18 protein-coding genes are annotated in these 21778 nt (G+C 61.2%); 11 read left to right on the forward strand and 7 right to left on the reverse strand.

Annotated features, from left to right (window positions below):
* Positions 1-968: 2-methylaconitate cis-trans isomerase PrpF (gene prpF / locus BLX41_RS16710; protein WP_185073611.1), on the forward strand; the 968-nt coding region annotated here is incomplete at its 5' end.
* Between the two features lie 165 nt (positions 969-1133).
* Positions 1134-2618: a 2-methylcitrate dehydratase gene (prpD, locus tag BLX41_RS16715; RefSeq protein ID WP_123725787.1), complete on the forward strand. Its 1485-nt coding sequence runs from the start codon at positions 1134-1136 to the stop codon at positions 2616-2618.
* A gap of 118 nt (positions 2619-2736) precedes the next feature.
* Here the strand turns inward: prpD and BLX41_RS16720 are convergent, their stop codons facing one another.
* The gene (locus BLX41_RS16720; RefSeq protein WP_123725788.1) at positions 2737-3690 is read right to left on the reverse strand and encodes a DMT family transporter; all 954 of its coding nucleotides are present in this window, start codon (positions 3688-3690) and stop codon (positions 2737-2739) included.
* Between the two features lie 93 nt (positions 3691-3783).
* Here BLX41_RS16720 and BLX41_RS16725 point away from each other — a divergent pair, with 93 nt between their 5' ends.
* The gene (locus BLX41_RS16725; protein WP_123725789.1) at positions 3784-5208 is read left to right on the forward strand and encodes an aminotransferase-like domain-containing protein; all 1425 of its coding nucleotides are present in this window, start codon (positions 3784-3786) and stop codon (positions 5206-5208) included.
* 74 nt (positions 5209-5282) lie between these two features.
* Here BLX41_RS16725 and ppsR read toward each other — a convergent pair whose 3' ends face one another.
* Positions 5283-6101, reverse strand: a complete 819-nt coding sequence (ppsR, locus tag BLX41_RS16730) for a posphoenolpyruvate synthetase regulatory kinase/phosphorylase PpsR (protein ID WP_102863851.1) — start codon at positions 6099-6101, stop codon at positions 5283-5285.
* A 174-nt stretch (positions 6102-6275) separates the two neighbouring features.
* Here ppsR and ppsA point away from each other — a divergent pair, with 174 nt between their 5' ends.
* From ppsA to BLX41_RS16770, 8 genes are all read left to right on the forward strand, one after another.
* A complete protein-coding gene (gene ppsA, locus BLX41_RS16735) occupies positions 6276-8651 on the forward strand; it encodes a phosphoenolpyruvate synthase (RefSeq protein ID WP_123725790.1) in 2376 nt (791 codons plus the stop codon).
* Between the two features lie 102 nt (positions 8652-8753).
* Entirely contained in the window at positions 8754-9743 is a 990-nt protein-coding gene (locus tag BLX41_RS16740) for an alpha/beta fold hydrolase (protein ID WP_123725791.1), read from the forward strand.
* A gap of 254 nt (positions 9744-9997) precedes the next feature.
* Positions 9998-10489 (forward strand): ribonuclease E activity regulator RraA, encoded by a 492-nt coding sequence (gene rraA, locus BLX41_RS16745; protein WP_102863848.1) that lies wholly within the window; start codon positions 9998-10000, stop codon positions 10487-10489.
* Between the two features lie 25 nt (positions 10490-10514).
* The gene (locus tag BLX41_RS16750) at positions 10515-11510 is read left to right on the forward strand and encodes a zinc transporter ZntB (protein WP_123725792.1); all 996 of its coding nucleotides are present in this window, start codon (positions 10515-10517) and stop codon (positions 11508-11510) included.
* Between the two features lie 63 nt (positions 11511-11573).
* Positions 11574-11819 (forward strand): hypothetical protein, encoded by a 246-nt coding sequence (locus BLX41_RS16755; RefSeq protein WP_011060193.1) that lies wholly within the window; start codon positions 11574-11576, stop codon positions 11817-11819.
* Between the two features lie 2 nt (positions 11820-11821).
* A complete protein-coding gene (locus BLX41_RS16760) occupies positions 11822-12646 on the forward strand; it encodes a mechanosensitive ion channel family protein (RefSeq protein WP_123725793.1) in 825 nt (274 codons plus the stop codon).
* Between the two features lie 87 nt (positions 12647-12733).
* Entirely contained in the window at positions 12734-13324 is a 591-nt protein-coding gene (sigX, locus tag BLX41_RS16765) for an RNA polymerase sigma factor SigX (RefSeq protein WP_011060195.1), read from the forward strand.
* Between the two features lie 107 nt (positions 13325-13431).
* The gene (locus tag BLX41_RS16770) at positions 13432-14409 is read left to right on the forward strand and encodes an OmpA family protein (protein WP_123725794.1); all 978 of its coding nucleotides are present in this window, start codon (positions 13432-13434) and stop codon (positions 14407-14409) included.
* 78 nt (positions 14410-14487) lie between these two features.
* On the opposite strand, the gene cobA is transcribed toward BLX41_RS16770, so the two are convergent.
* The 5 genes from cobA to BLX41_RS35545 all read right to left on the reverse strand — a co-directional run.
* The gene (gene cobA / locus BLX41_RS16775) at positions 14488-15228 is read right to left on the reverse strand and encodes a uroporphyrinogen-III C-methyltransferase (protein ID WP_123725795.1); all 741 of its coding nucleotides are present in this window, start codon (positions 15226-15228) and stop codon (positions 14488-14490) included.
* Positions 15229-15237: 9 nt separating this feature from the next.
* The gene (locus tag BLX41_RS16780) at positions 15238-17955 is read right to left on the reverse strand and encodes a nitrate reductase (RefSeq protein ID WP_123725796.1); all 2718 of its coding nucleotides are present in this window, start codon (positions 17953-17955) and stop codon (positions 15238-15240) included.
* Positions 17955-18272 (reverse strand): nitrite reductase small subunit NirD, encoded by a 318-nt coding sequence (gene nirD, locus BLX41_RS16785; protein WP_123725797.1) that lies wholly within the window; start codon positions 18270-18272, stop codon positions 17955-17957. Before nirD ends, BLX41_RS16780 begins: the two co-directional genes overlap by 1 nt.
* On the reverse strand, positions 18269-20722 hold the full coding sequence (nirB, locus tag BLX41_RS16790; protein WP_123725798.1) for a nitrite reductase large subunit NirB: 2454 nt from the start codon (positions 20720-20722) through the stop codon (positions 18269-18271). The genes nirD and nirB overlap by 4 nt, the downstream gene beginning before the upstream one ends.
* A gap of 313 nt (positions 20723-21035) precedes the next feature.
* On the reverse strand, positions 21036-21778 hold a 743-nt coding region (locus BLX41_RS35545; RefSeq protein ID WP_259744964.1), incomplete at its 5' end, for a serine/threonine protein kinase.

A 21778-nucleotide genomic window follows, 5' to 3' on the forward strand; every position in this document is an offset into this window, starting at 1 on the left:
CCAAGAGCATCAAGGCCGATCACGACGTCGACTACCTGTTCGGCCAGGTGGCCATCGACAAGGCCTTCGTCGACTGGAGTGGCAACTGCGGCAACCTCTCGGCGGCGGTGGGCTCCTTCGCCATCAGCAGCGGCCTGGTGGACGCCAGTCGCATTCCGCAGAACGGCGTGGCGGTGGTGCGCATCTGGCAGGCCAATATCGGCAAGAGCATCATCGCCCACGTGCCGATCACCCACGGCGAGGTTCAGGAAACCGGTGATTTCGAGCTGGATGGGGTGACCTTCCCGGCGGCCGAAGTGCAGCTGGAGTTCCTTGAACCGGCGGCCGAGGAAGAGGGCGCCGGCGGTTCGATGTTCCCCACCGGCAATCTGCTGGACGATCTGGAAGTACCTGGCGTCGGCACCTTCAAGGCGACCCTGATCAATGCCGGGATTCCCACCATCTTCATCAACGCGGCGGACCTTGGTTATCGCGGCACCGAGCTGCAGGGCGACATCAACGGCGACCCCAAGGCCCTGGCAATGTTCGAGACCATTCGCGCTCACGGCGCCCTGCGCATGGGGCTGATCAAGCACCTGGACGAAGCCGCCCAGCGTCAGCACACGCCGAAAGTGGCCTTTGTGGCGCCGCCGGCGGATTACCAGGCTTCCAGTGGCAAGGCGATCAAGGCCGGAGATGTCGACCTGCTGGTGCGCGCCCTGTCCATGGGCAAGTTGCACCACGCGATGATGGGCACCGCAGCGGTGGCCATCGGTACCGCCGCAGCGATTCCCGGCACCCTGGTCAATCTGGCGGCCGGTGGCGGCGCGCGCAGCGCGGTACGTTTTGGTCACCCTTCGGGCACCTTGCGTGTCGGCGCCGAAGCCACTCAAAGCGGCGGTGACTGGACGGTGGTCAAGGCCATCATGAGCCGCAGCGCCCGAGTGCTGATGGAAGGCTGGGTGCGCGTGCCCGGCGACAGTTTCTAGGCAGAGTAATGCTGGCTGTGGTGGCGGGGCTTGTGCCCTCGCCATCACCGCCAGTCGTGACGTTGTTATTGAATCGCTGAGCAGGCGCAGACCTGCGATGCCGTTATTGACCTGTACCTGAGGAATCACCGCTACCCACAACCTTGCAACAGGAGTGAAGCACTCATGAGCGCCAACGTTGACCTGAACAACCGTCCCGATTACGACCCGGTTTTGCAGGACATTGCCGACTATGTCCTGAACTATGTCATCGACTCCCAAGAAGCCCTCGACACCGCCCGCCACTGCCTGATGGATACCCTGGGCTGCGGCCTGCTGGCCCTGCGTTTCCCTGAATGCACCAAGCACCTGGGACCGATCGTCGAAGGCACCGTGGTGCCCTTCGGTGCCCGGGTGCCCGGCACCAGTTATCGCCTGGACCCGGTGAAGGCGGCCTGGGATATCGGCTGCATCGTGCGTTGGCTGGATTACAACGACACCTGGCTGGCGGCCGAATGGGGGCATCCCTCGGACAACCTCGGCGGCATTCTCGCGGTGGCCGACCATCTCTCGCAAAAGCGTGTGGCCAATGGTGAAGCGCCGTTGACCATGGGCGATGTGTTGCGAGCGATGGTCATGGCCCATGAGATCCAGGGAGTGATTGCCCTGGAAAACTCCTTCAACCGGGTCGGTCTCGATCATGTGCTGTTGGTAAAGGTTGCCTCCACAGCGGTCTGCGCCAAGTTGATGGGCGCCAACCGCGAGCAGTTGCTGGCGGCGCTGTCCCATGCCTTTGTCGACGGCCAGGCGTTGCGGACCTATCGTCATGCCCCCAATGCCGGTTCGCGCAAATCCTGGGCGGCGGGCGATGCTTCAAGCCGTGGGGTGCGTCTGGCGGACATCGCCCTGCGTGGCGAGATGGGTATTCCCGGCGTCCTGACGGCGCCGCAATGGGGCTTTTATGACGTGCTGTTCAGTCACACCAACAAGGACCTGGCGTTGAAGCCCGAGGCGCAGCGCCGTTTCAGCCTGCCGCAGAAGTACGCCAGTTACGTGATGGAAAACGTCCTGTTCAAGATCAGCTTCCCAGCGGAGTTCCACGCGCAGACCGCTTGTGAAGCGGCGGTGACTCTGCATCCCCTGGTACGCAATCGCTTGCCCGAGATCGACCGGATCGTCATCACCACCCATGAATCGGCGATCCGCATCATTTCCAAGGTCGGCCCCTTGGCCAATGCCGCCGATCGTGATCATTGCCTGCAATACATGACCGCTGTGCCCCTGGCGTTCGGTACCTTGGTGGCCGAGCACTACGAAGATGATTTCCACGCTGCGCATCCGATCATCGATCAGTTGCGGGGCAAGATGGAGATCGTCGAAGACCCGCGTTACACCCGTGAATACCTGGAGGCCGACAAGCGCTCCATCGCCAATGCCGTGCAGGTGTTCTTCAAGGACGGCTCCAGTACCGAGCAGGTGGCGGTGGAATATCCCATCGGTCACCGTCGTCGCCGCGCCGAAGGCATTCCATTGCTGGAGGACAAGTTCAAGGCCAATCTGGCCACGCGCTTCACCGCCCAGCGTTCGACGCAGATTTTCCAGCTGTGCAAGGATCAGGCGCGGCTTGAGGCGACACCGGTGCACCGGTTCGTCGACCTGCTGGTGATTTGATACCCACCCTTGTAGGAGCGAGCTTGCTCGCGATGAACGTCAACGATGACGCGGGTTTGCCGGGTGAGCGTGGCGTTCCGAGAAGCTTCGCGAGCAAGCTCGCTCCTACAGCGTCTCTTTAGTGTCGTGAGGGCTTTCTGGACAGCCATTTATCCAATGGCAATTTGGTGATGGCGAAGCCGCCGAGCAGGGTGGTGCAGTACAGCAGCAAGTCCCGGGACAGGCTCTGGCCTTCATACCAGGCGCCGATGATCACCGCGAACACCGGAAAGATGATGAAGACAAAGGACAGGATGACCGGGCTCAGGCGTTTGAGCAGGAAGAAATAGACGATGAATCCACCCACCGAAGCCGCCAGCCCCAGGTACAGCAGGGCGCCCCAGGAGCGTGGGGTGATGGCGGCAAAATCCGGGTGCTCGATCCAGAGTCCTGCCAGGCACAGCAGCAGGCCGGCGATGCCGATGGGCAGGGTGTTGTAGGTGATGACGCTGATGGTGCTGCCGTGTTTCTTGGTGACCACGTAACACAAGGCATGCAGCAGCGCCGCGCCGAGTATGGCCAGCACGCCGGCGAGTCCTTGGTGATCGAGGTGCAGGCCCTGGCCGCGGATGATCTGGTACAGGCTGGCAAAGCCGATGGCGATGCCGAGCATTTGCGCCAGATGGATCTTCTCCCGCAGCAGCAGGGCGGAAAAAATCAGGATGAAAACCGGCATGCAACTGAACAGCAATGCAGTGAGGCCGGAAGACACGTGCAACTCGCCGTAGTTGAGCAGGGTGTAGGGCAGGCTGAAGTAGCACAGGGTGACAAACAGCAGAAAGCCGCGGCTGCCCTTGGGAAACATCAAGGGTTCGCGCCGCAGCCAGGCAAAACAGGCGAACAGCGGGAAGGCGATCAGGAAACGCAGCCCGGCAGCGGTCAAGGGGGGCGTGCTTTCTACGGCCATCTTGATCCCCAGCCAGGTGGTGCCCCAGCTCAGGCAGACAATCAGGAACAGGCTGCAGGTCACCAGAGCGGCGAGCCAGTGGCGCGATGGTGCCTGAGTAATGGGTGCTGCCGTGGTCGTGCTCACACTGACACTCCTTTCGTGGTCGGCAATTGACCCCTATATTTAGCGAGTCATTTTCGGTGATTGAACCTGTAAAGCACGTTATTGGGGTAAGTGATGGCTGTCAAAGTAAGTATTGACATGGTGTCAATGTTGCGTTCCGCCTTGCAGGAAGGCTCGGGGCCCAAGTACAAGCGTCTGGCAGAGGCGCTGGAACAAGGCATTGACCAAGGGCTGCTGGCGCCTGGCAGCAAGCTGTCCCCTCATCGGCTGCTGGCCGACCAACTGGGCGTGACCATCGGCACCATCAGCCGTGCCTATGCCGAACTGGAGCGCCTGGGGCAGGTGGTGGCGCGGGTCGGTGATGGCACTTATGTGCGCCAGGACGGCTTGCAGCGTCAGCGCGACTCGGGGTTCCGCACCGCCGGTGACGAGTCGTCCGCGCTGTTCGACATGAGTCGCAATACCCATATTCCCGGACCGGAGAGCCGTTTTATCGCCCAGAGCCTGCGGGCACTGGCGGAAGACTCCCACGGGCTGCTGGAGGTGGCTCGCTACAGTCCCGAGGCCGGGCTGGAACGCTATCGTGAGGCCGGGGCGCGATGGCTGACCCAGGAGGGATTGCAGGTCGATCCCCGTCAGGTCATTTGCGTCAACGGGGCTCAGCACGGCTTGCATATTGCCTTGCTGGCGCTGCTCAAGGCCGGGGATACCCTGGCCACCGAGCACCTGACCTATCCTGGCCTGATCAGTACCGCGCGGATGCTGGGGATCAAGTTGCTGGGTTTGCCCATGGATGAGCAGGGGCTGATGCCCGAGGCGCTGGAGGAGGCTTGCCGGCATCATCGACTGGCGGCCCTGTATTGCACGCCGACCTTGCAGAACCCCAGCACTGCGGTGCAATCCCCGGCGCGACGGGGGGCCATTGCCGAGGTCTGTCGGCGGCATAATCTGCTGATTCTTGAAGACGAAACCCATGCCGTGCTGATGGATCGGCGCCCGGCGCCGTTGGCGCATTTTGCCCCGGAGCGCACGGTGCTGATCAGCAGCCTGAGCAAGGCCGTGGCGGCTGGGTTGCGGGTCGGCTTCGTGCATGGGCCGCAGCCTTTGGTGGGACGATTGGCCGCAGCACTGCGTGCGACCTGCTGGATGGCCACTCCGCTAGCCCTGGAGCTTGCTGCCGGGTGGATCGACGACGGTATTGCCGAACGCCTGCGTCAGCAGCAAATGGCCGAGATCACTCGTCGCAAGGGGCTGGTGGCGGGCTTGCTGCAAGGGTTGGAGTGGCGCAGTCCGCAGGCGTGTCCGCATTTCTGGGTTCAGGTTCCCGAGCCCTGGCGGGCCTCGGAGATCGAAGCGCATCTGAAGCAGCAGCACTATCTGGTGGCCACCGCCGAGGCCTTTGCCGTAGGCCAGGCGGCGGTGCCGCAGTTCATTCGTGCCAGTGTCTGCAATACCACGGCCGATGATCGGAAACTGACCGAGGGCTTTGCTGCGCTGGCGGCGGCGTTACGCCAGGAACCTGGATTGCCGGGATGGTGAGGCGCTGAAGGAGCGAGGGGAGGTGGCAAGGACGCGTCCTTGCCACATCGGATCGGCTGAAGTGGCGTTGATGCTTACTTGAAGCGCCGTTCCACGCCTTTTTCCACGAGGATCTTGGCCGAAATCTCTTCCACCGAGAAATGCGTGGAGTTGATGTGGGGAATGTTTTCGCGGCGGAACAGGTTTTCCACTTCGCGCACTTCGAACTCGCACTGGGCATAGCTGGAGTAGCGGCTATTGGGCTTGCGCTCGTTGCGGATCGCGGTGAGGCGGTCGGGGTCGATGGTCAGGCCGAACAGCTTGTGCTTGTGGGCGCGCAGGGCATTGGGCAGTTGCAGGCGCTCCATGTCTTCTTCGGTCAGCGGGTAGTTGGCCGCGCGGATGCCGAATTGCATGGCCATGTACAGGCAGGTCGGGGTCTTGCCGCAGCGCGACACGCCCACCAGGATCAGGTCGGCCTTGTCGTAATAGTGGGTGCGGGCGCCGTCGTCGTTGTCCAGGGCGAAGTTCACCGCCTCGATGCGCTCCATGTAGTTGGAGTTGTGGCCAATGGAATGGGACTTGCCGACGGAGTAGGAAGAATGCTCGCTCAGCTCCTGTTCCAGGGGTGCGAGGAAGGTCGAGAAGATGTCGATCATGAAACCATTGGAGGTCGCGAGGATCTCACGAATGTCCTGATTGACGATGGTGTCGAAGATAATCGGTCGGTAGCCGTCTTTTTCGGCGGCTATATTGATTTGTTGTACCATGGCCCGCGCTTTTTCCATGCTGTCGATATACGGCCGCGTGAATTTGCTGAAGGTAACGTTTTCGAACTGCGCCAACAGGCTCTGGCCGAGGGTTTCCGCTGTGATGCCGGTACCGTCGGAGATAAAGAAAGCAGATCGTTTCATTTGCGGCTTGGGCCTTAAGCTAGTGACGATTCTTGGATATGATAGGCGCGATTTGTCGGCCGGGAATGGCCCGCATTCTCACTTATTTTCCAGGTCCAGGCCATATAGCGGGCAAACGCTCCAAAGAGCAGCCGGCTTCTGAGCTTTTCCAACACAGTTAGTGGAGAGATCACCTTGGTAGAGTACGTAGTTTCCCTCGATAAGCTCGGCAAACACGATGTTGAGCATGTGGGGGGCAAGAACGCATCCCTGGGCGAGATGATCAGCAACCTCGCAGGTGCGGGCGTATCGGTCCCTGGTGGCTTCGCCACGACAGCTCAGGCTTACCGTGATTTTCTTGAGTTGAGTGGTCTGAACGACCAGATCCATGCGGCGCTCGATGCGCTGGATGTCGATGACGTGAACGCCTTGGCCAAGACCGGCGCGCAGATCCGTCAGTGGATCATGGAGGCCGAATTCCCCGAGCGCCTCAATACCGAGATCCGTACTGCCTTCGCTGCGCTGTCGGCGGGCAATCCCGAGGTGGCCGTGGCTGTGCGCTCTTCGGCCACTGCCGAAGACTTGCCGGATGCGTCCTTCGCCGGCCAGCAGGAAACCTTCCTCAACATCCGTGGCGTGGACAACGTGATTCGGGCCGCCAAGGAAGTATTTGCCTCCCTGTTCAACGATCGCGCCATTTCCTACCGCGTACACCAGGGTTTCGACCACAAGCTGGTGGCCTTGTCTGCCGGTGTGCAGCGCATGGTCCGTTCGGAAACCGGCACTGCCGGCGTGATGTTCACCCTCGACACCGAGTCGGGCTTCCGCGACGTGGTCTTCATCACCGGCGCCTACGGCCTGGGTGAAACCGTGGTCCAGGGCGCAGTCAATCCGGACGAGTTCTACGTCCACAAGAACACCCTTGAAGCCGGTCGTCCGGCCATTCTGCGCCGCAACCTGGGCAGCAAGGCGATCAAGATGATCTACGGCGATGAAGCCAAGGCCGGCCGCTCGGTGAAGACCGTGGACGTGGACGCCGCCGATCGCGCACGTTTCTGCCTGAGCGATGCGGAAGTCAGCGAGCTGGCCAAGCAGGCGATGATCATCGAGAAGCACTACCAGTGCCCGATGGACATCGAATGGGCCAAGGACGGCGACGACGGCAAGCTGTACATCGTCCAGGCCCGTCCGGAAACCGTGAAGAGCCGCACTCAGGCCAATGTCATGGAGCGCTACCTGCTCAAGGAAACCGGCACCGTGCTGGTGGAAGGCCGTGCCATCGGCCAGCGCATCGGCGCCGGCAAGGTGCGGATCATCAAAGACGTTTCCGAGATGGACAAGGTCCAGCCGGGTGACGTGCTGGTCTCCGACATGACCGACCCGGACTGGGAACCGGTGATGAAGCGCGCCAGCGCCATCGTCACCAACCGTGGCGGTCGTACCTGCCACGCGGCAATCATCGCTCGCGAGCTGGGTATTCCTGCGGTGGTCGGTTGCGGCAACGCCACCGAGCTGCTGAAGGATGGTCAGGGTGTGACCGTTTCCTGCGCCGAGGGCGACACCGGATTCATCTTCGAAGGCGAACTGGGCTTCGACATCAAGAAGAACTCTGTGGGTGCCATGCCGGAGCTGCCGTTCAAGATCATGATGAACGTCGGTAACCCGGATCGCGCCTTCGACTTCGCCCAACTGCCCAATGCCGGCGTGGGCCTGGCTCGCCTGGAGTTCATCATCAACCGCATGATCGGCGTGCACCCCAAGGCGCTGTTGAACTACGCCGGGCTGCCGCAAGAGATCAAGGACAGCGTCGACAAGCGCATCGCCGGTTACCACGATCCGGTGGACTTCTATGTCGACAAGCTGGTCGAGGGCATCAGCACCCTGGCGGCAGCGTTCACGCCGAAGAAGGTCATCGTGCGTCTGTCGGACTTCAAGTCCAACGAATACGCGAACCTGATCGGCGGCAAGCTCTACGAGCCGGAAGAAGAAAACCCGATGCTGGGCTTCCGCGGTGCTTCGCGTTACATCAGCGAATCCTTCCGTGACTGTTTCGAGCTCGAGTGCCGTGCGCTGAAACGCGTTCGCAACGAGATGGGCCTGACCAACGTCGAAATCATGGTGCCGTTCGTGCGCACCCTGGGCGAAGCCAGCCAAGTGGTGGATCTGCTGGCTGAAAACGGCCTCAAGCGCGGCGAAAACGGCCTGCGCGTGATCATGATGTGCGAACTGCCATCCAACGCCATCCTGGCGGATGAGTTCCTCGAGTACTTCGATGGTTTCTCCATCGGCTCCAACGACCTGACTCAGCTGACCCTGGGCCTGGACCGTGACTCGGGGATCATCGCTCACCTATTTGACGAGCGTAATCCTGCGGTCAAGAAGCTGCTGGCCAATGCCATTGCCGCCTGTAACAAGGCCGGCAAGTACATCGGCATCTGCGGCCAGGGGCCTTCGGACCATCCGGACCTGGCCAAGTGGTTGATGGAGCAGGGCATTGAAAGCGTTTCGTTGAACCCGGACTCGGTGCTGGAAACCTGGTTCTTCCTGGCTGAAGGTCAGGGCGCAGCGTAATCGGTGAACGAAGAGCCGGTCGCTCGTGAGGCTGGCCGGCTCTTGAAGATTCAAGCAGGGCGTGCTTCTTCTGGATGCCGCCCTTTTTTGTGCAAGAAGAATATGCAAAGCAGCAGCAACCTATTTCCCGTCGCCTTGATCAGTGCCGAGCGTCGAGGCGACCTCAGCGAAGATGTCTATCGCTTGAAACCCGGCAACAGCCCGGACAGTTCCGTGGAGCTGGCGGTGACCCGCCTGGGACTGGCCGATGAGCCTGAAGCCCGGGGTGTGCCTGTGGTCCTGCTTCACGGTAGTTTTTCCAACCGGCGTTTCTGGTATTCGCCCAAGGGCATTGGTCTCGGGGCCTATTTGGCCCGTGCCGGCTTTGATGTGTGGATTCCCGAGATGCGCGGCCACGGTCTGTCGCGACGCAATGCCGATTACCGCAAGAACCGGGTCGCCGACTACGCGCGTTACGATCTGCCGGCGATTGCCGCCTTCGTTCGCGAGCAAAGTTCGCAAGTACCCCACTGGATTGGCCATTCCCTGGGCGGTACCACCCTGGCGGCGGCTTTGGGTGGGCAGTATCTGGGGGATGCGGGGGTGGCTTCGGCGGCGTTTTTTGGCACACAGGTCAGTCGCACCTACTGGCCGCTGAAGATTCCCATGGTGGAGTGGGGTGGGCGCCTGGTCATCAAGCGCTTTGCCCAAATCTCCGGTTCCCGGCTCAAGCGCGGTCCGGAAGACGAGCCAATTGGCCTGGCGTTGGAAAGCATGCGCTGGCATGGCCTGTTCGGTCGTTTTGGTGATGCCGAGAAGGATTGGTGGGCGGGGCTAGCGGAGGTTTCAGTGCCGGTGCTGGCGGTCAGTGCCGCTGGGGATCATCAGGACCCGACCTGGGCCTGTCGCAAGTTGTTCGATCAGTTGGCCAGCGAGCAGAAACAATTTGTCTGCCTGGGCCGTGAGCTAGGGTTCAGTAGCAATTTCGGTCATGTCGAGATGTTGGTGAGCAAACCGGCGCAGACTGAGGTCTGGCCGTTAGTGGCGCGCTGGCTCAAGGATCAGCACACGCCGTTGCTGGTTTCAGCGTCCGAGCGGGTGGCTGTGGTCTGAGGCCAGGCTCTGACAAGGGCATTTCGCTCGATAGCGCTTGCGGCTAAGATATGACGAATTGTGCTGTTTTGGTCACATTCAGTTATTGATTCGACTTTCCGTTCCAGTGGTGCGGCTGCAAGATACGCGACAGGCCGATCAGCGCCTCAGGCACTGCAGGTTAAACATCTGCCGCCTGAGCTCGTATTTTCAAGGCAGCCCCTGGAATTTGCCGATACCTTCGATCGTGTTCTTTCTGCTACAGGAGTTTCTCGATGAACCATTACCTCACTCCCGACCTGTGCGACGCGTACCCGGACCTGGTCCAGGTGGTTGAGCCCATGTTCAGCAACTTTGGTGGTCGCGATTCCTTTGGCGGGGAAATCGTCACCATCAAGTGCTTCGAAGACAACTCGCTGGTCAAGGAGCAAGTGGAGCTCAAGGGCCACGGCAAGGTGCTGGTGGTCGATGGTGGTGGTTCCCTGCGTCGCGCGTTGCTGGGCGACCTGCTGGCCGAGAAGGCGGCGAAGAATGGCTGGGAAGGTCTGGTGATCTACGGTTGCATCCGCGATGTGGATGTCATCGCACAGACTGACCTCGGTGTTCAGGCCCTGGCCAGTCACCCGATGAAGACCGACAAGCGTGGCATTGGCGATCTCAATGTAGCGGTGACCTTTGCCGGTGTGACTTTCCGTCCGGGTCAGTATGTCTACGCCGATAACAACGGCGTGATCGTATCGCCGAGCCCGCTGAAGATGCCTGAATAAACCATTGGCCTGACAAGGGATGAGGATGTTCGAGGAAGAAAACGCGCAATGGGGGCTAGTGCATGCCCTGGTGCTGAATGGTGAAGGCGGTGCGCGTTCGATAGCCCGGACTGAGCTTGACGATCTGCAGCTACAGGCCCATGAAAGCCTGTGGCTGCATTGGGATCGCAGTCATCCGCAAACCCAGACCTGGTTGCGTCGCTCCAGTGGCTTGAGCGAATTCAGCTGTGATCTGTTGCTCGAGGAAAATACCCGGCCGCGCCTGCTGGCCTTGCCGGAGTCGGAGCTGCTGCTGTTTCTGCGGGGCATCAATCTCAATCCGGGGGCCGAGCCTGAAGACATGGTCTCGGTGCGCATCTTTGCGTCCGCCCAGCGGGTCATTTCCCTGCGTCTGCGGCCTTTGCGGGCCACCGATGAGCTGTTGGTGCAACTGGCCGAGGGCAAGGGGCCGAAAACTGCCGCCGAGCTCCTCCTCTATATGGCCGAGTACTTGACCCATAAAGTGCAGGATCTGGTCAGCGATCTCTCTGAAGTGGTCGATGCTGAAGAAGAAAAGCTAGATGCCGACGAACGGTATACCCCGGAGCATGGGAGCATTTTGCAGATCCGTCGCCGGGCAGCCGGACTGAAGCGTTTTCTGGCACCGCAGCGGGATATCTTCTCCCAACTGAGTCGGATAAAACTGCCCTGGTTTGCCGTCGATGATGGTGATTATTGGAACGAACTGCACAACAGCCTGACCCGTTACCTGGAAGAGCTGGAATTGACTCGAGAGCGCGTGGGGCTTGCGCTGGAGGCCGAAGACCGACGCTTGAGCGTGCGCATGAACCGCACCATGTATCGCTTCGGGATCATCACTGGGATCTTCCTGCCCATGAGTTTTCTGACCGGTCTTCTGGGGATCAACGTCGGCGGCATTCCGTTCTCCGCAAGCCCTTACGGATTCATCATCGCGTGCCTGCTGCTGGTGGCGGTGGCCCTGGGACAATGGTGGTTGTTTCGCCGTTTGCGCTGGGTGTGATGATGCGTCATGTGACCCGAATAAATCTGATCGCGTCTTTTCCAGACATCACCAGAGGTGCGTATGCACGATCCGTTTGAACAGTCTTTGCGTGACATGCTCAAAGCTTCGCCATCGAGCCGCGATGACGATGCCTGCCTGGGCCGCGTACTGAAAACCGCCAATCGCCAGGTTGGGGCGGGGGATCTGTTCAGCTTGCTGGGCCGTTGGCTGCCGGCGCTGATGATTGCCTTGAATAACGGATCGGCCCATATCGCGCCAGTTTCCCGTCGTAAATCTTCTGCTCGCACTGCTGATAAGGCTGATTGAATATGGAACTTGATCTCTGGACGCAGAGCCTCGTCACGGCAATGACTGCCTTGTGGACCAAGGTGGCGAACTTCATTCCGAACCTGTTCGGCGCGCTGGTGGTGCTGTTGCTGGGCTTCGTGGTGGCCAAGCTGCTGGATACCCTGCTCTCGAAATTACTGGCCAAGCTGGGCCTGGATCGCCTGATGGGTGGTACCGGTTTGACCAAGTTGCTGTCCCGCGCGGGCTTGCAAGTACCGATCTCAACCTTGATCGGCAAGATCGTCTATTGGTTCGTTCTGCTTATTTTTCTGGTTTCTGCTGCTGAATCCCTTGGACTTGAGCGAGTTTCGGCTACGCTCGACATGCTTGCGCTGTATTTGCCGAAGGTTTTCGGTGCTGCGTTGGTGCTGTTGGTGGGGGTTCTGCTGGCGCAACTGGCCAACGGCCTGGTGCGCGGAGCGGCGGAAGGTGTAGGCCTCGATTACGCCAGTGGCCTGGGACGGATTGCCCAGGGGCTGGTCATCATCATCAGTATTTCCGTTGCGATCAGTCAGTTGGAGGTCAAAACCGACCTGCTCAACCATGTGATCGTGATCGTGTTGATTACCGTTGGTCTGGCCGTTGCGCTGGCCATGGGTTTGGGAAGCCGGGAAATTGCCGGACAGATTCTTGCAGGAATCTATGTGCGTGAGTTGTACCAGGTTGGGCAACAAGTACGTGTTGGTGGGATCGAAGGCCAGATCGAAGAGATTGGCACGGTTAAAACTACATTGCTGACCGAGGAGGGTGAGCTAGTCTCTCTGTCCAATCGGATCCTGCTGGAGCAGCATGTAAGTAGCCGCTAACCCGGCAAACCCTGCTAATGTATGCCGCCGCAAAATGCCCTCACCGGGCTGCGGCGGACATTGACCTGACTGTCGGCACGACTCGTTTTGAATAAAACCCAATCGCTATCCACGCGCTATGACCCCCGTGAGCTCTCTGATGAGGAGTTGGTTGCGCGCTCACATACGGAGCTGTTTCACGTAACACGCGCCTATGAAGAGTTGATGCGGCGCTATCAGAGGACCCTATTTAATGTTTGTGCGCGTTATCTAGGGAACGATCGGGATGCGGATGATGTCTGTCAGGAGGTGATGTTGAAGGTGCTGTATGGCCTTAAGAACTTTGAGGGTAAATCGAAGTTCAAGACATGGCTATATAGCATCACGTACAACGAATGCATCACGCAGTATCGCAAGGAGCGGCGCAAGCGTCGGTTGATGGACGCTTTAAGTCTTGACCCCCTCGAGGAGGCCTCTGAAGAGAAGGCGCCGAAACCTGAGGAGAAGGGCGGACTTGACCGCTGGTTGGTGCATGTGAACCCGATTGATCGGGAGATTCTGGTGCTACGATTTGTCGCAGAGCTGGAGTTTCAGGAGATCGCGGACATCATGCATATGGGGTTGAGTGCTACAAAGATGCGTTACAAACGTGCTCTTGATAAATTGCGTGAGAAATTTGCAGGCATTGCTGAAACTTAGTTCGGCGCAAATATCTCTTACGTCTAGGTGAGTTCTGATAGACTTACCGCCGAGTTGTCCCCCGGTATGTGGGACTGCTTTACAATCACCAGATGGGGATTTAACGGATGAAACTGAAAAACACCTTGGGCATTGCCATTGGTTCTATTGTTGCCGTGACTTCGTTCGGCGTTCTGGCGCAAGGCCAAGGCGCGGTCGAGGGTGAACTGTTTTACAAAAAACAGTACAACGACAGCGTTAATCACGTTGAAGACGGCTTCAACCCTGGCGCATCGATCGGTTACTTCCTGACCGACGATCTGTCGTTGAACGCCACCTACGACAAGACCAACCACACCCGTTCTAACGACGGTACTGGTAACCAGAAAATCAAAGGCGACAACTTCGGCCTGAACGCTCAGTACCACTTTGGTACCGTGGGTGACGCTCTGCGTCCATACGTTTCCGGCGGTGTTGCTCACAAGAGCATGACCAACGTGATCGCTGACGGTCACAGCGGCCGCGACCAGTCGACTTTCCTGACTGCAGGCGCTGGTGTTAAGTACTACTTCACCGACAACCTGTTCGCCCGTGCCGGCGTTGAAGCTGACTACAAGCTGGACAACGGCAAGTGGGACTACGCTCCTACTATCGGTCTGGGTGTGAACTTCGGTGGCAGCGGCGGCAAAGTTGCTCCAGCTCCAGTAGCTCCAGCTCCGGCTCCTGAGCCAGTTCCAGAAGCTCCAGTTGCTGAAGTTGTTCGTGTTGAGCTGGACGTGAAGTTCGACTTCGACAAGTCGGTCGTTAAGCCTAACAGCTACGCTGACATCAAAAACCTGGCTGATTTCATGAATCAGTACCCACAGACCACCACCGTTGTTGAAGGTCACACTGACTCCGTCGGTCCTGACGCTTACAACCAGAAGCTGTCTGAGCGTCGTGCAAACGCCGTTAAACAAGTTCTGGTCAACCAGTACGGCGTTGGCGCTAACCGCGTTCAATCCGTTGGTTACGGTGAGTCCCGCCCAGTTGCCGACAACGCAACTGAAGCTGGTCGCGCAGTTAACCGTCGCGTAGAAGCCTCGGTTGAAGCTCAAGCTAAGTAATTAGCCTTGTAGCTTGGAAAAACCCGGCCTAGGCCGGGTTTTTCTTTGCCTGCGATTTACCTGGCCCAGAGGCGCGACTCAGGCTTGTCGCGCAGAGGCTTGGACAGCGGACTCAGTGGCCGCCACTGCACCGATCACCAGGATCGCCGGGCTCTTCAACTCGAAGCGCAGGGCATCGCGCTCCATTCCCGCCAGATCGCTGCGCCATTCCCGCTGTTCAGGCAGCGAGGCATTTTCAATCATCGCCACCGGCGTATCGGCAGCCAGACCACCGTCACGCAGGTGTTCGGCAATCTCCGCCAGCTTCGCCACCCCCATATAGATCACCAGGGTCGTACCGCTTTGAGCCAGAGCCTGCCAGTTCAGGCTGCTGTCATCCTGAGTGTGGGCGGTCACCAGGGTCACGCCCCGAGCCACGCCTCGCAGGGTCAGGGGAATATCACAACGGGTTGCACCCGCCAGTCCGGCGGTGATGCCGTTGACCAACTCCACCTCGATTCCACGTTCCTTCAGCCATTGAGCTTCCTCGCCACCCCGCCCGAAAATACATGGATCGCCACCCTTGAGGCGCACCACGCAGCGCCCTTGACGGGCATAGCGCAGCATCAGGCGATGAATGAAGGCCTGGGGCGTGGAGCGACAGCCACCGCGCTTGCCCACCGGGATGACCCGCGCCGTTGGGCAATGTTCCAGCACCGCGCTGTTCACCAGATCGTCGATCAACACCACATCGGCTTCGCCGAGGGCGCGTACGGCCTTGAGGGTCAACAGCTCGGGGTCTCCAGGCCCTGCACCTACCAGCCAGACTTTTGCGCTCATACGTTTTCCTCACACAGGGACGGCGACAGGTTGCACCGGAGCCGCCAGCAGGCGCTTGATCTCCGGCACGCAGGAGCCACATTGGCTACCGCAACCCAGTTGTTGTTTCAGTTGGTCGAGGTTCAGGCCTTCAGCGATACCGGCACAGACCGCCCGGTAGCTGACGTTCTTGCAGTTACAGAGGGTGCGCTCCCGTTCCCCACCCAGGCCGCTGGCCGCCGGCGGACTGCTCATCGGCGCCAGCAACCAGCGTCGTAGTTGCTCATCGGCGCGTCCCTCGAGCCACAGTTCCTGCAGCCAGTGCTGAGCCAGGGTTTCCCCGGCCAGGCGAATCGCGGTGATCCGCCCTTGGTCGATGCGCACCCGCTTGCCGATGGCCCGACGGGGATCGTCATAGGCCAGCACCGGCCCAGTTTCGAGTCCCAACTGCTGATCGATGAGCTTGAGCAATGCCGGCTGCGGCGCCTCCTGATGAGCGGCCCGAATCACCAGGGCCGGACGTTCGCGACCGGTCAGGCTGAGGCTGACATAGGCAAAGGGTTCACACAGGGGGCGCAGAGCCCTGAAGTGGGCCTGCACGTCGCCCTCGATCAGGGCAAACAATTGCCAAGGCAACTGCACCGGCTCCAGGCGCACACCGCTGTGTTTGAGTTCCGGCTGTTTGGACAGAGGGTCGAAGGCCGGCTGGGTGACGGCATTGACCCCGCCCTTGAGGAAACGATCGCCCCAGTGCATCGGCAGAAAGGCCTGGCCGGGGCGCACGCTGTCATCACTACTGACGGCGACGATCACGCTGCCACGGCGGCTTTTCAGGTTGACCAGATCCCCCTCCCGTAGCCGCTGGCGCCGCAGTTCGTCCGGATGCAGGCTCAGCAGTGCTTCGCTGACATGGCCGAACAGCTGCGCCGCGGTACCGGTGCGGCTCATGCCGTGCCATTGGTCCCGCAGCCGCCCGGTGATCAGGGTCAGGGGAAAGCGTGCATCCCGTTGTTCCTTGGCGGCCAGGTAAGGATCGCTGACAAAGTGCGCACGACCAGTGGCGGTGGGAAAACGCCCATCCCCATACAAGCGCGGCGTGCCCTGTGTCGCGCCGCTGGGGAAGGGCCATTGCTGCGGGCCGAGGCGGTCGATCAACTGGTGACTGAGGCCGGACAGGTCCAGATCGCGGCCCTGGGTCAGGCCTTTGTACTCATCGAACAGTTGGGCGGGGGAGTCGAAGCCAAACAGGCTCGGCTGCCCGGGACGCAGGCGTTGTTCCAGGCGTTGAGCGAAATCCACGGTAATGGCCCAATCAGGCCGTGCCTCGCCGGGCGCGATCACGGCCTGGCGCACATGAGAAACCCGCCGTTCCGAGTTGGTCACCGTGCCTTCTTTTTCGCCCCAACTGGCGGCAGGTAACAGCAGATCGGCAAAGGCCGCGGTTTCCGTGGTGGCGAAGGCTTCTTGCAGGACCACGAAAGGGCAGTGCTGCAGGGCTGCGCGCACAGCGTTCTGGTCCGGCAGGGACTGCGCCGGGTTGGTACAGGCGATCCACAAGGCTTTGATGCGACCGCTTTGCAGCTGTTCAAACAACTCGATAGCGGTCAGTCCGGGGCTGGCAGGCAACTGTTCCACCCCCCAATAAGCGGCGACCTCAGCGCGATGTTGGGGATCGGCGGCTTCCCGGTGCCCGGGGAGCAGGTTGCTCAGGCTGCCGGTTTCGCGTCCGCCCATGGCATTGGGCTGACCCGTGAGTGAGAAGGGCCCCGCACCAGGGCGGCCGATCTGCCCGGTGGCCAGGTGCAGATTGATCAGCGCGCTGTTTTTTGCGCTGCCGGCACTGGACTGATTCAAGCCCATGCACCACAGCGACAGGAAACTGGGCGCCGTGCCTATCCATTGGGCGCACTGCTGCAGTTGCTCGAGGCTGATGCCGCAGAGTTGCGCCACCATCGCTGGGGTGTAGTCGCGGACCAGGGCTTTCAGCTCGGCCAGGCCCTCGGTGTGTTCGCGGATGAAATCCCGATCGACCCAGTCCTCCCACAGCAACAGGTGGAGAATCCCATGGAACAGTGCGACATCGGTGCCGGGAAGAATCGCCAGGTGCAGGTCGGCCAGATCGCAGGTGTCGGTACGACGCGGGTCGATGACGATGACTTTCATGTCCGGACGCTGGCTTTTTGCGTGTTCCAGGCGCCGAAACAGCACCGGATGGGCGTAGGCCATGTTGCTGCCGACGATCACCACGCAATCGCTCTGCTCCAGGTCCTCATAACTGCAAGGCGGCGCATCGGCCCCCAGGCTGCGCTTGTAGCCCACCACCGCCGAGGACATGCACAGCCGGGAGTTGCTGTCGATATTGTTGGTGCCTACCAGGGCCCGGGCCAGTTTGTTGAAGGCGTAGTAGTCCTCGGTCAGCAATTGCCCGGAGATATAGAACGCCACGCTGTCCGGGCCGTGTTCGGTGATGGTCTGGGCGAACACCCCGGCGGCATGCTCCAGGGCGCTGTCCCAGTCGCAGCGACTGCGAGCCAGATCCTTGCCCAGGCGCAGTTCCGGGTACAGGGCGCGGGCGTTGCGGTCGCCGGTCAAATGCAGGCTGGCGCCCTTGCTGCACAGCTTGCCGAAGTTGGCCGGGTGCGCCGGATCGCCGCTGACCCCGAGGATCTGCCGGCCGTCATGCTCGATCAGCACACCGCAGCCGACCCCGCAGTAGCAACAGGTCGAGGCCGTGCTCTGGGGCTTCATCAGCCGGCATCCCGCAGGGCCAACTGCACCCGGCCACTTTCCACCCGTGCCGGATGGTGATGGGCACAGCCGGTGTCCGGGGCCTGGGCTTCGCCGGATTCCAGGTCGATCTGCCAGTTGTGCAGCGGGCAGGCCACGCGCTTGCCGTAGATCAATCCCTGGGACAGGGGGCCGCCTTTGTGCGGGCAGCGATCGTCGAGAGCGAAGACTTGATCATCGCTGGTACGAAAAATCGCGATATCGCCCTTGGGGCCCTTGATGATGCGCGAGCCCAGGGCATTGATCTCTTCCAGGGCGCAGATATCCAGCCAGTTCATGCCGGCACCTCCAGTTGTTTTACGGGGATCGACTCGAACTCTTTTTTCAGCTGCGGCTCGGCCAGGCGCTGTTGCCATGGGTCCTGCTCGAAGGACAGGGAGAACTGCAAGCGCTCGTTCAGCGCCTTGCGCCGTTGCGGGTCTTCCAGCACGGCCTTTTTCACGTGTTCCATGCCGACCCGTTGCAGGTAGTGCACGGTGCGTTCGAGGTAGAAGGCTTCTTCGCGGTACAGCTGGAGGAAGGCGCCGTTGTATTCGCGCACTTCTTCGGCGGTCTTGAGCTTGACGAAAAACTCCGCCACCTCGGTCTTGATCCCGCCGTTGCCGCCGATGTACATCTCCCAGCCCGAATCGACGCCGATGATGCCCACGTCCTTGATCCCGGCTTCCGAGCAGTTGCGCGGGCAACCGGAGACCGCCAGCTTGACCTTGTGCGGCGACCACATGTTGAACAGGTCGTGTTCCAGCTCGATTCCCAGCTGGGTGGAGTTCTGCGTGCCGAAGCGGCAGAACTCGCTGCCGACGCAGGTCTTCACGGTGCGGATGGATTTGCCGTAGGCGTGGCCGGACGGCATGTCCAGGTCTTTCCAGACTCCGGGCAAGTCTTCCTTGCGGATGCCCAGCAGGTCGATGCGCTGGCCGCCGGTGACCTTGACCATGGGCACCTGGTACTTGTCGGCGACATCGGCGATGCGTCGCAGCTCGGACGGATTGGTCACGCCGCCCCACATCCGCGGCACCACCGAGTAGGTCCCGTCTTTCTGGATGTTGGCGTGGGCCCGTTCGTTAATCAGCCGCGATTGCGGATCGTCCCGGGCTTCCCCCGGCCAGGTGGAGATCAGGTAGTAGTTCAGCGCCGGACGGCAAGTGGCACAGCCGTTAGGGGTGCGCCAGTTGAGGTAGCTCATGGTGCCGGCGATGGTCAGCAGGTGCTGGTCGCGGATCGCCTGGCGGATCTGCCCGTGGTTCAGGTCGCTGCAGGCGCAGATGGCTTTTTCGCTTTTCGGCTTGACGTCCGCCGCGCCGCCCACGGTGTTGATCAGGATCTGCTCCACCAGCCCGGCACAGGAGCCGCAGGAGCTGGCGGCCTTGGTGTGCTTCTTGACCTCGTCGACGCTGAACAGCCCCTGTTCCTGAATGGCCTTGACGATGGTGCCCTTGCACACCCCATTGCAGCCACAGACCTCGGCAGTGTCGGCCATGCTCATGGCCTTGTCCTGGCCCTGATGGCCGACGTCGCCCAACGCGTTCTCACCGAACATCAGGTGGTCGCGGATCTCGCCGATGGCCTGCTGCTCGCGGATCTGCCGGAAATACCAGCCGCCATCCGCGGTGTCGCCATACAGGCAGGCGCCGACCAGCACGTCGTCCTTGATCACCAGCTTCTTGTAGACCCCGCCAATGGGGTCGGCGAGGGTGATGGTTTCGGTACCGTCGCCACCCATGAAATCCCCGGCGGAAAACAGATCGATGCCCGTGACCTTCAACTTGGTGGACGTCACCGAGCCATGGTAGCGGGCGAAGCCCAGTTGGGCCAGGTGGTTGGCGCAGACCTTGGCCTGTTCGAACAACGGCGCCACCAGGCCGTAGGCGATCCCGCGGTGGCTGGCGCATTCGCCGATGGCGTAGATGCGCGGGTCAAAGGTTTGCAGGGTGTCGTTGACCAGGATCCCGCGGTTGCAGGGCAGGCCGGCGCGTTCCGCCAGCTCGGTGTTGGGGCGGATGCCGGCGGCCATCACCACCAGGTCGGCGGGGATGATCTCGCCATTCTTGAACTGCACCGACCCGACCCGGCCATTGCCGGCATCGATCAGGGCCTGGGTCTGTTCGCACAGGCGGAACTTCAGGCCGCGGCTTTCCAGGGCGCTTTGCAGCAACTGGCCGCTGGTCTGGTCCAGTTGTCGTTCCAGCAGCCATTCGCCGATATGCACCACGGTCACGTCCATGCCCCGCAGCTTGAGGCCGTTGGCGGCTTCCAGGCCCAGCAGACCGCCGCCGATCACCACCGCGTGCTGATGGGTTTTCGCGGTGTCGATCATCACCTGGGTATCGGCAATGTCGCGATAGCCGATCACCCCCTGCAGGTCCTTGCCGGGAATCGGCAGGATAAAGGGTGTGGAGCCGGTGGCGATCAGCAGGCGGTCATACTCGGCTTCGCTGCCGTCCTCGGCGATCACCCGGCGCTTGATCCGGTCGATCTCTACCACCTTGCGGTTGAGCAGCAGCTTGATGTGGTGGTCCAGGTACCAGTCCAGGTCATTGAGGACGATGTCCTCGAACGTCTGTTCACCGGCCAGCACCGGCGACAGCAGGATGCGGTTGTAGTTGGTGTGGGGTTCGGCGCCGAAGACCGTGATGTCGTACAGCTCATCGCTCAGCTTGAGCAGCTCTTCCAGGGTACGTACCCCGGCCATGCCGTTGCCGATCATCACCAGTTTGAGTCTTTTCATGGGCTTCTCCGGAGCTCAGGCAGGGTCAGTGAGGCCTGGCTCGACAAAATGCGCGCAAACAAAAAAGGCGTCCCGTCAGTGGCCTGACGAGGACGCCTTTGTCCGATCCCGTTCTCTCGGGAAGCCTGCCTTCGTCGTTGAAGGCCGGGCTTTATGTCTGTTGCCTGATCTTATGCAGCGCTTGTGCCAAGTTGCCGAGGGCGCGGTTTTACCGGGCTCAGGCACAGATTTCGTCCTGGCCGATGTTGAGCGCTGCACTGAATCGAGGCGCCGCGCCCACTTTCGGTACTGCTAGCCGCTGCCGCAGTGGGAGTCAGCGATGCAGCAACAGCAATACCAGCAGCAGATTGAGCAGCAGGGCGGTCAGGGCGATGCCGCGCCAGACCTTCAGCGGTTCGCGTTCCAGCAAGGGGCGGGGGCGGCTGCTCAGGCTGCGGCGTTCGCCCTGTTCCAGCGCCAGCAGCCATTCTTCGGCGGTTTCATAGCGTTGTGCCGGGGTGCTGGCCACTGCGCGCTCCAGGCTCTGCTCCAGCCATTCCGGCAGGTCGGGGCGGTAGCGGCTGGGGCTGGTCGGCATGCCGAAGCGCGGACGCTGGAAGGCTTCGATCTCACCATGGGGGTAGTGCCCGGTCAGCAGGAAGTACAGGCTCACGCCCACTGCGTAGAGGTCTTGCTGCGGGCTGGGCGGTTCGCCATTGAACGCTTCCGGGGCGATGAAACTCGGGGTGCCGGGCAGCAAATGCGCCGGGTCGGCCGACAGGCCCGGGCAGTAGGCCAGGCCGAAATCCAGCACCCGCAGTTCGCCATCGTCCCCCAGCAGCAGGTTTTCCGGCTTGATGTCCCGGTGCAGAATCTGCCGCCGATGGAGCAGGCCCACGGCCCGCAACAGGCGCTCGGCCAGGGACTGCCACTGAGCCAGGGGCAGGGGGCCGTGTTGTTGGAACAGTTGTGCCAGGGTCTGGCCGGGGTACTCGCGCATCAGAAAATACAGATGCTGGCGCGAAGGGCTGCCATGTACCTGGGGAAAGTGGCGGCCGGCGATCCGCCGCAGCAGCC

Source organism: Pseudomonas protegens, assembly GCF_003732485.1.
GTDB lineage: Bacteria > Pseudomonadota > Gammaproteobacteria > Pseudomonadales > Pseudomonadaceae > Aquipseudomonas > Aquipseudomonas protegens_B.

Bases quoted from the DNA above. Each gene is read 5' to 3' on its own strand.
- rraA (WP_102863848.1), top strand. From the start codon at position 9,998: ATGAACCATTACCTCACTCCCGACCTGTGCGACGCGTACCCGGACCTG.
- BLX41_RS16760 (WP_123725793.1), top strand. From the start codon at position 11,822: ATGGAACTTGATCTCTGGACGCAGAGCCTCGTCACGGCAATGACTGCC.
- BLX41_RS16780 (WP_123725796.1), bottom strand. From the start codon at position 17,955: ATGAAGCCCCAGAGCACGGCCTCGACCTGTTGCTACTGCGGGGTCGGC.
- BLX41_RS16750 (WP_123725792.1), top strand. From the start codon at position 10,515: ATGTTCGAGGAAGAAAACGCGCAATGGGGGCTAGTGCATGCCCTGGTG.
- ppsR (WP_102863851.1), bottom strand. From the start codon at position 6,101: ATGAAACGATCTGCTTTCTTTATCTCCGACGGTACCGGCATCACAGCG.
- nirB (WP_123725798.1), bottom strand. From the start codon at position 20,722: ATGAAAAGACTCAAACTGGTGATGATCGGCAACGGCATGGCCGGGGTA.
- BLX41_RS16725 (WP_123725789.1), top strand. From the start codon at position 3,784: ATGGCTGTCAAAGTAAGTATTGACATGGTGTCAATGTTGCGTTCCGCC.
- nirD (WP_123725797.1), bottom strand. From the start codon at position 18,272: ATGAACTGGCTGGATATCTGCGCCCTGGAAGAGATCAATGCCCTGGGC.
- BLX41_RS16755 (WP_011060193.1), top strand. From the start codon at position 11,574: ATGCACGATCCGTTTGAACAGTCTTTGCGTGACATGCTCAAAGCTTCG.
- BLX41_RS16740 (WP_123725791.1), top strand. From the start codon at position 8,754: ATGCAAAGCAGCAGCAACCTATTTCCCGTCGCCTTGATCAGTGCCGAG.
- BLX41_RS16770 (WP_123725794.1), top strand. From the start codon at position 13,432: ATGAAACTGAAAAACACCTTGGGCATTGCCATTGGTTCTATTGTTGCC.
- prpD (WP_123725787.1), top strand. From the start codon at position 1,134: ATGAGCGCCAACGTTGACCTGAACAACCGTCCCGATTACGACCCGGTT.
- cobA (WP_123725795.1), bottom strand. From the start codon at position 15,228: ATGAGCGCAAAAGTCTGGCTGGTAGGTGCAGGGCCTGGAGACCCCGAG.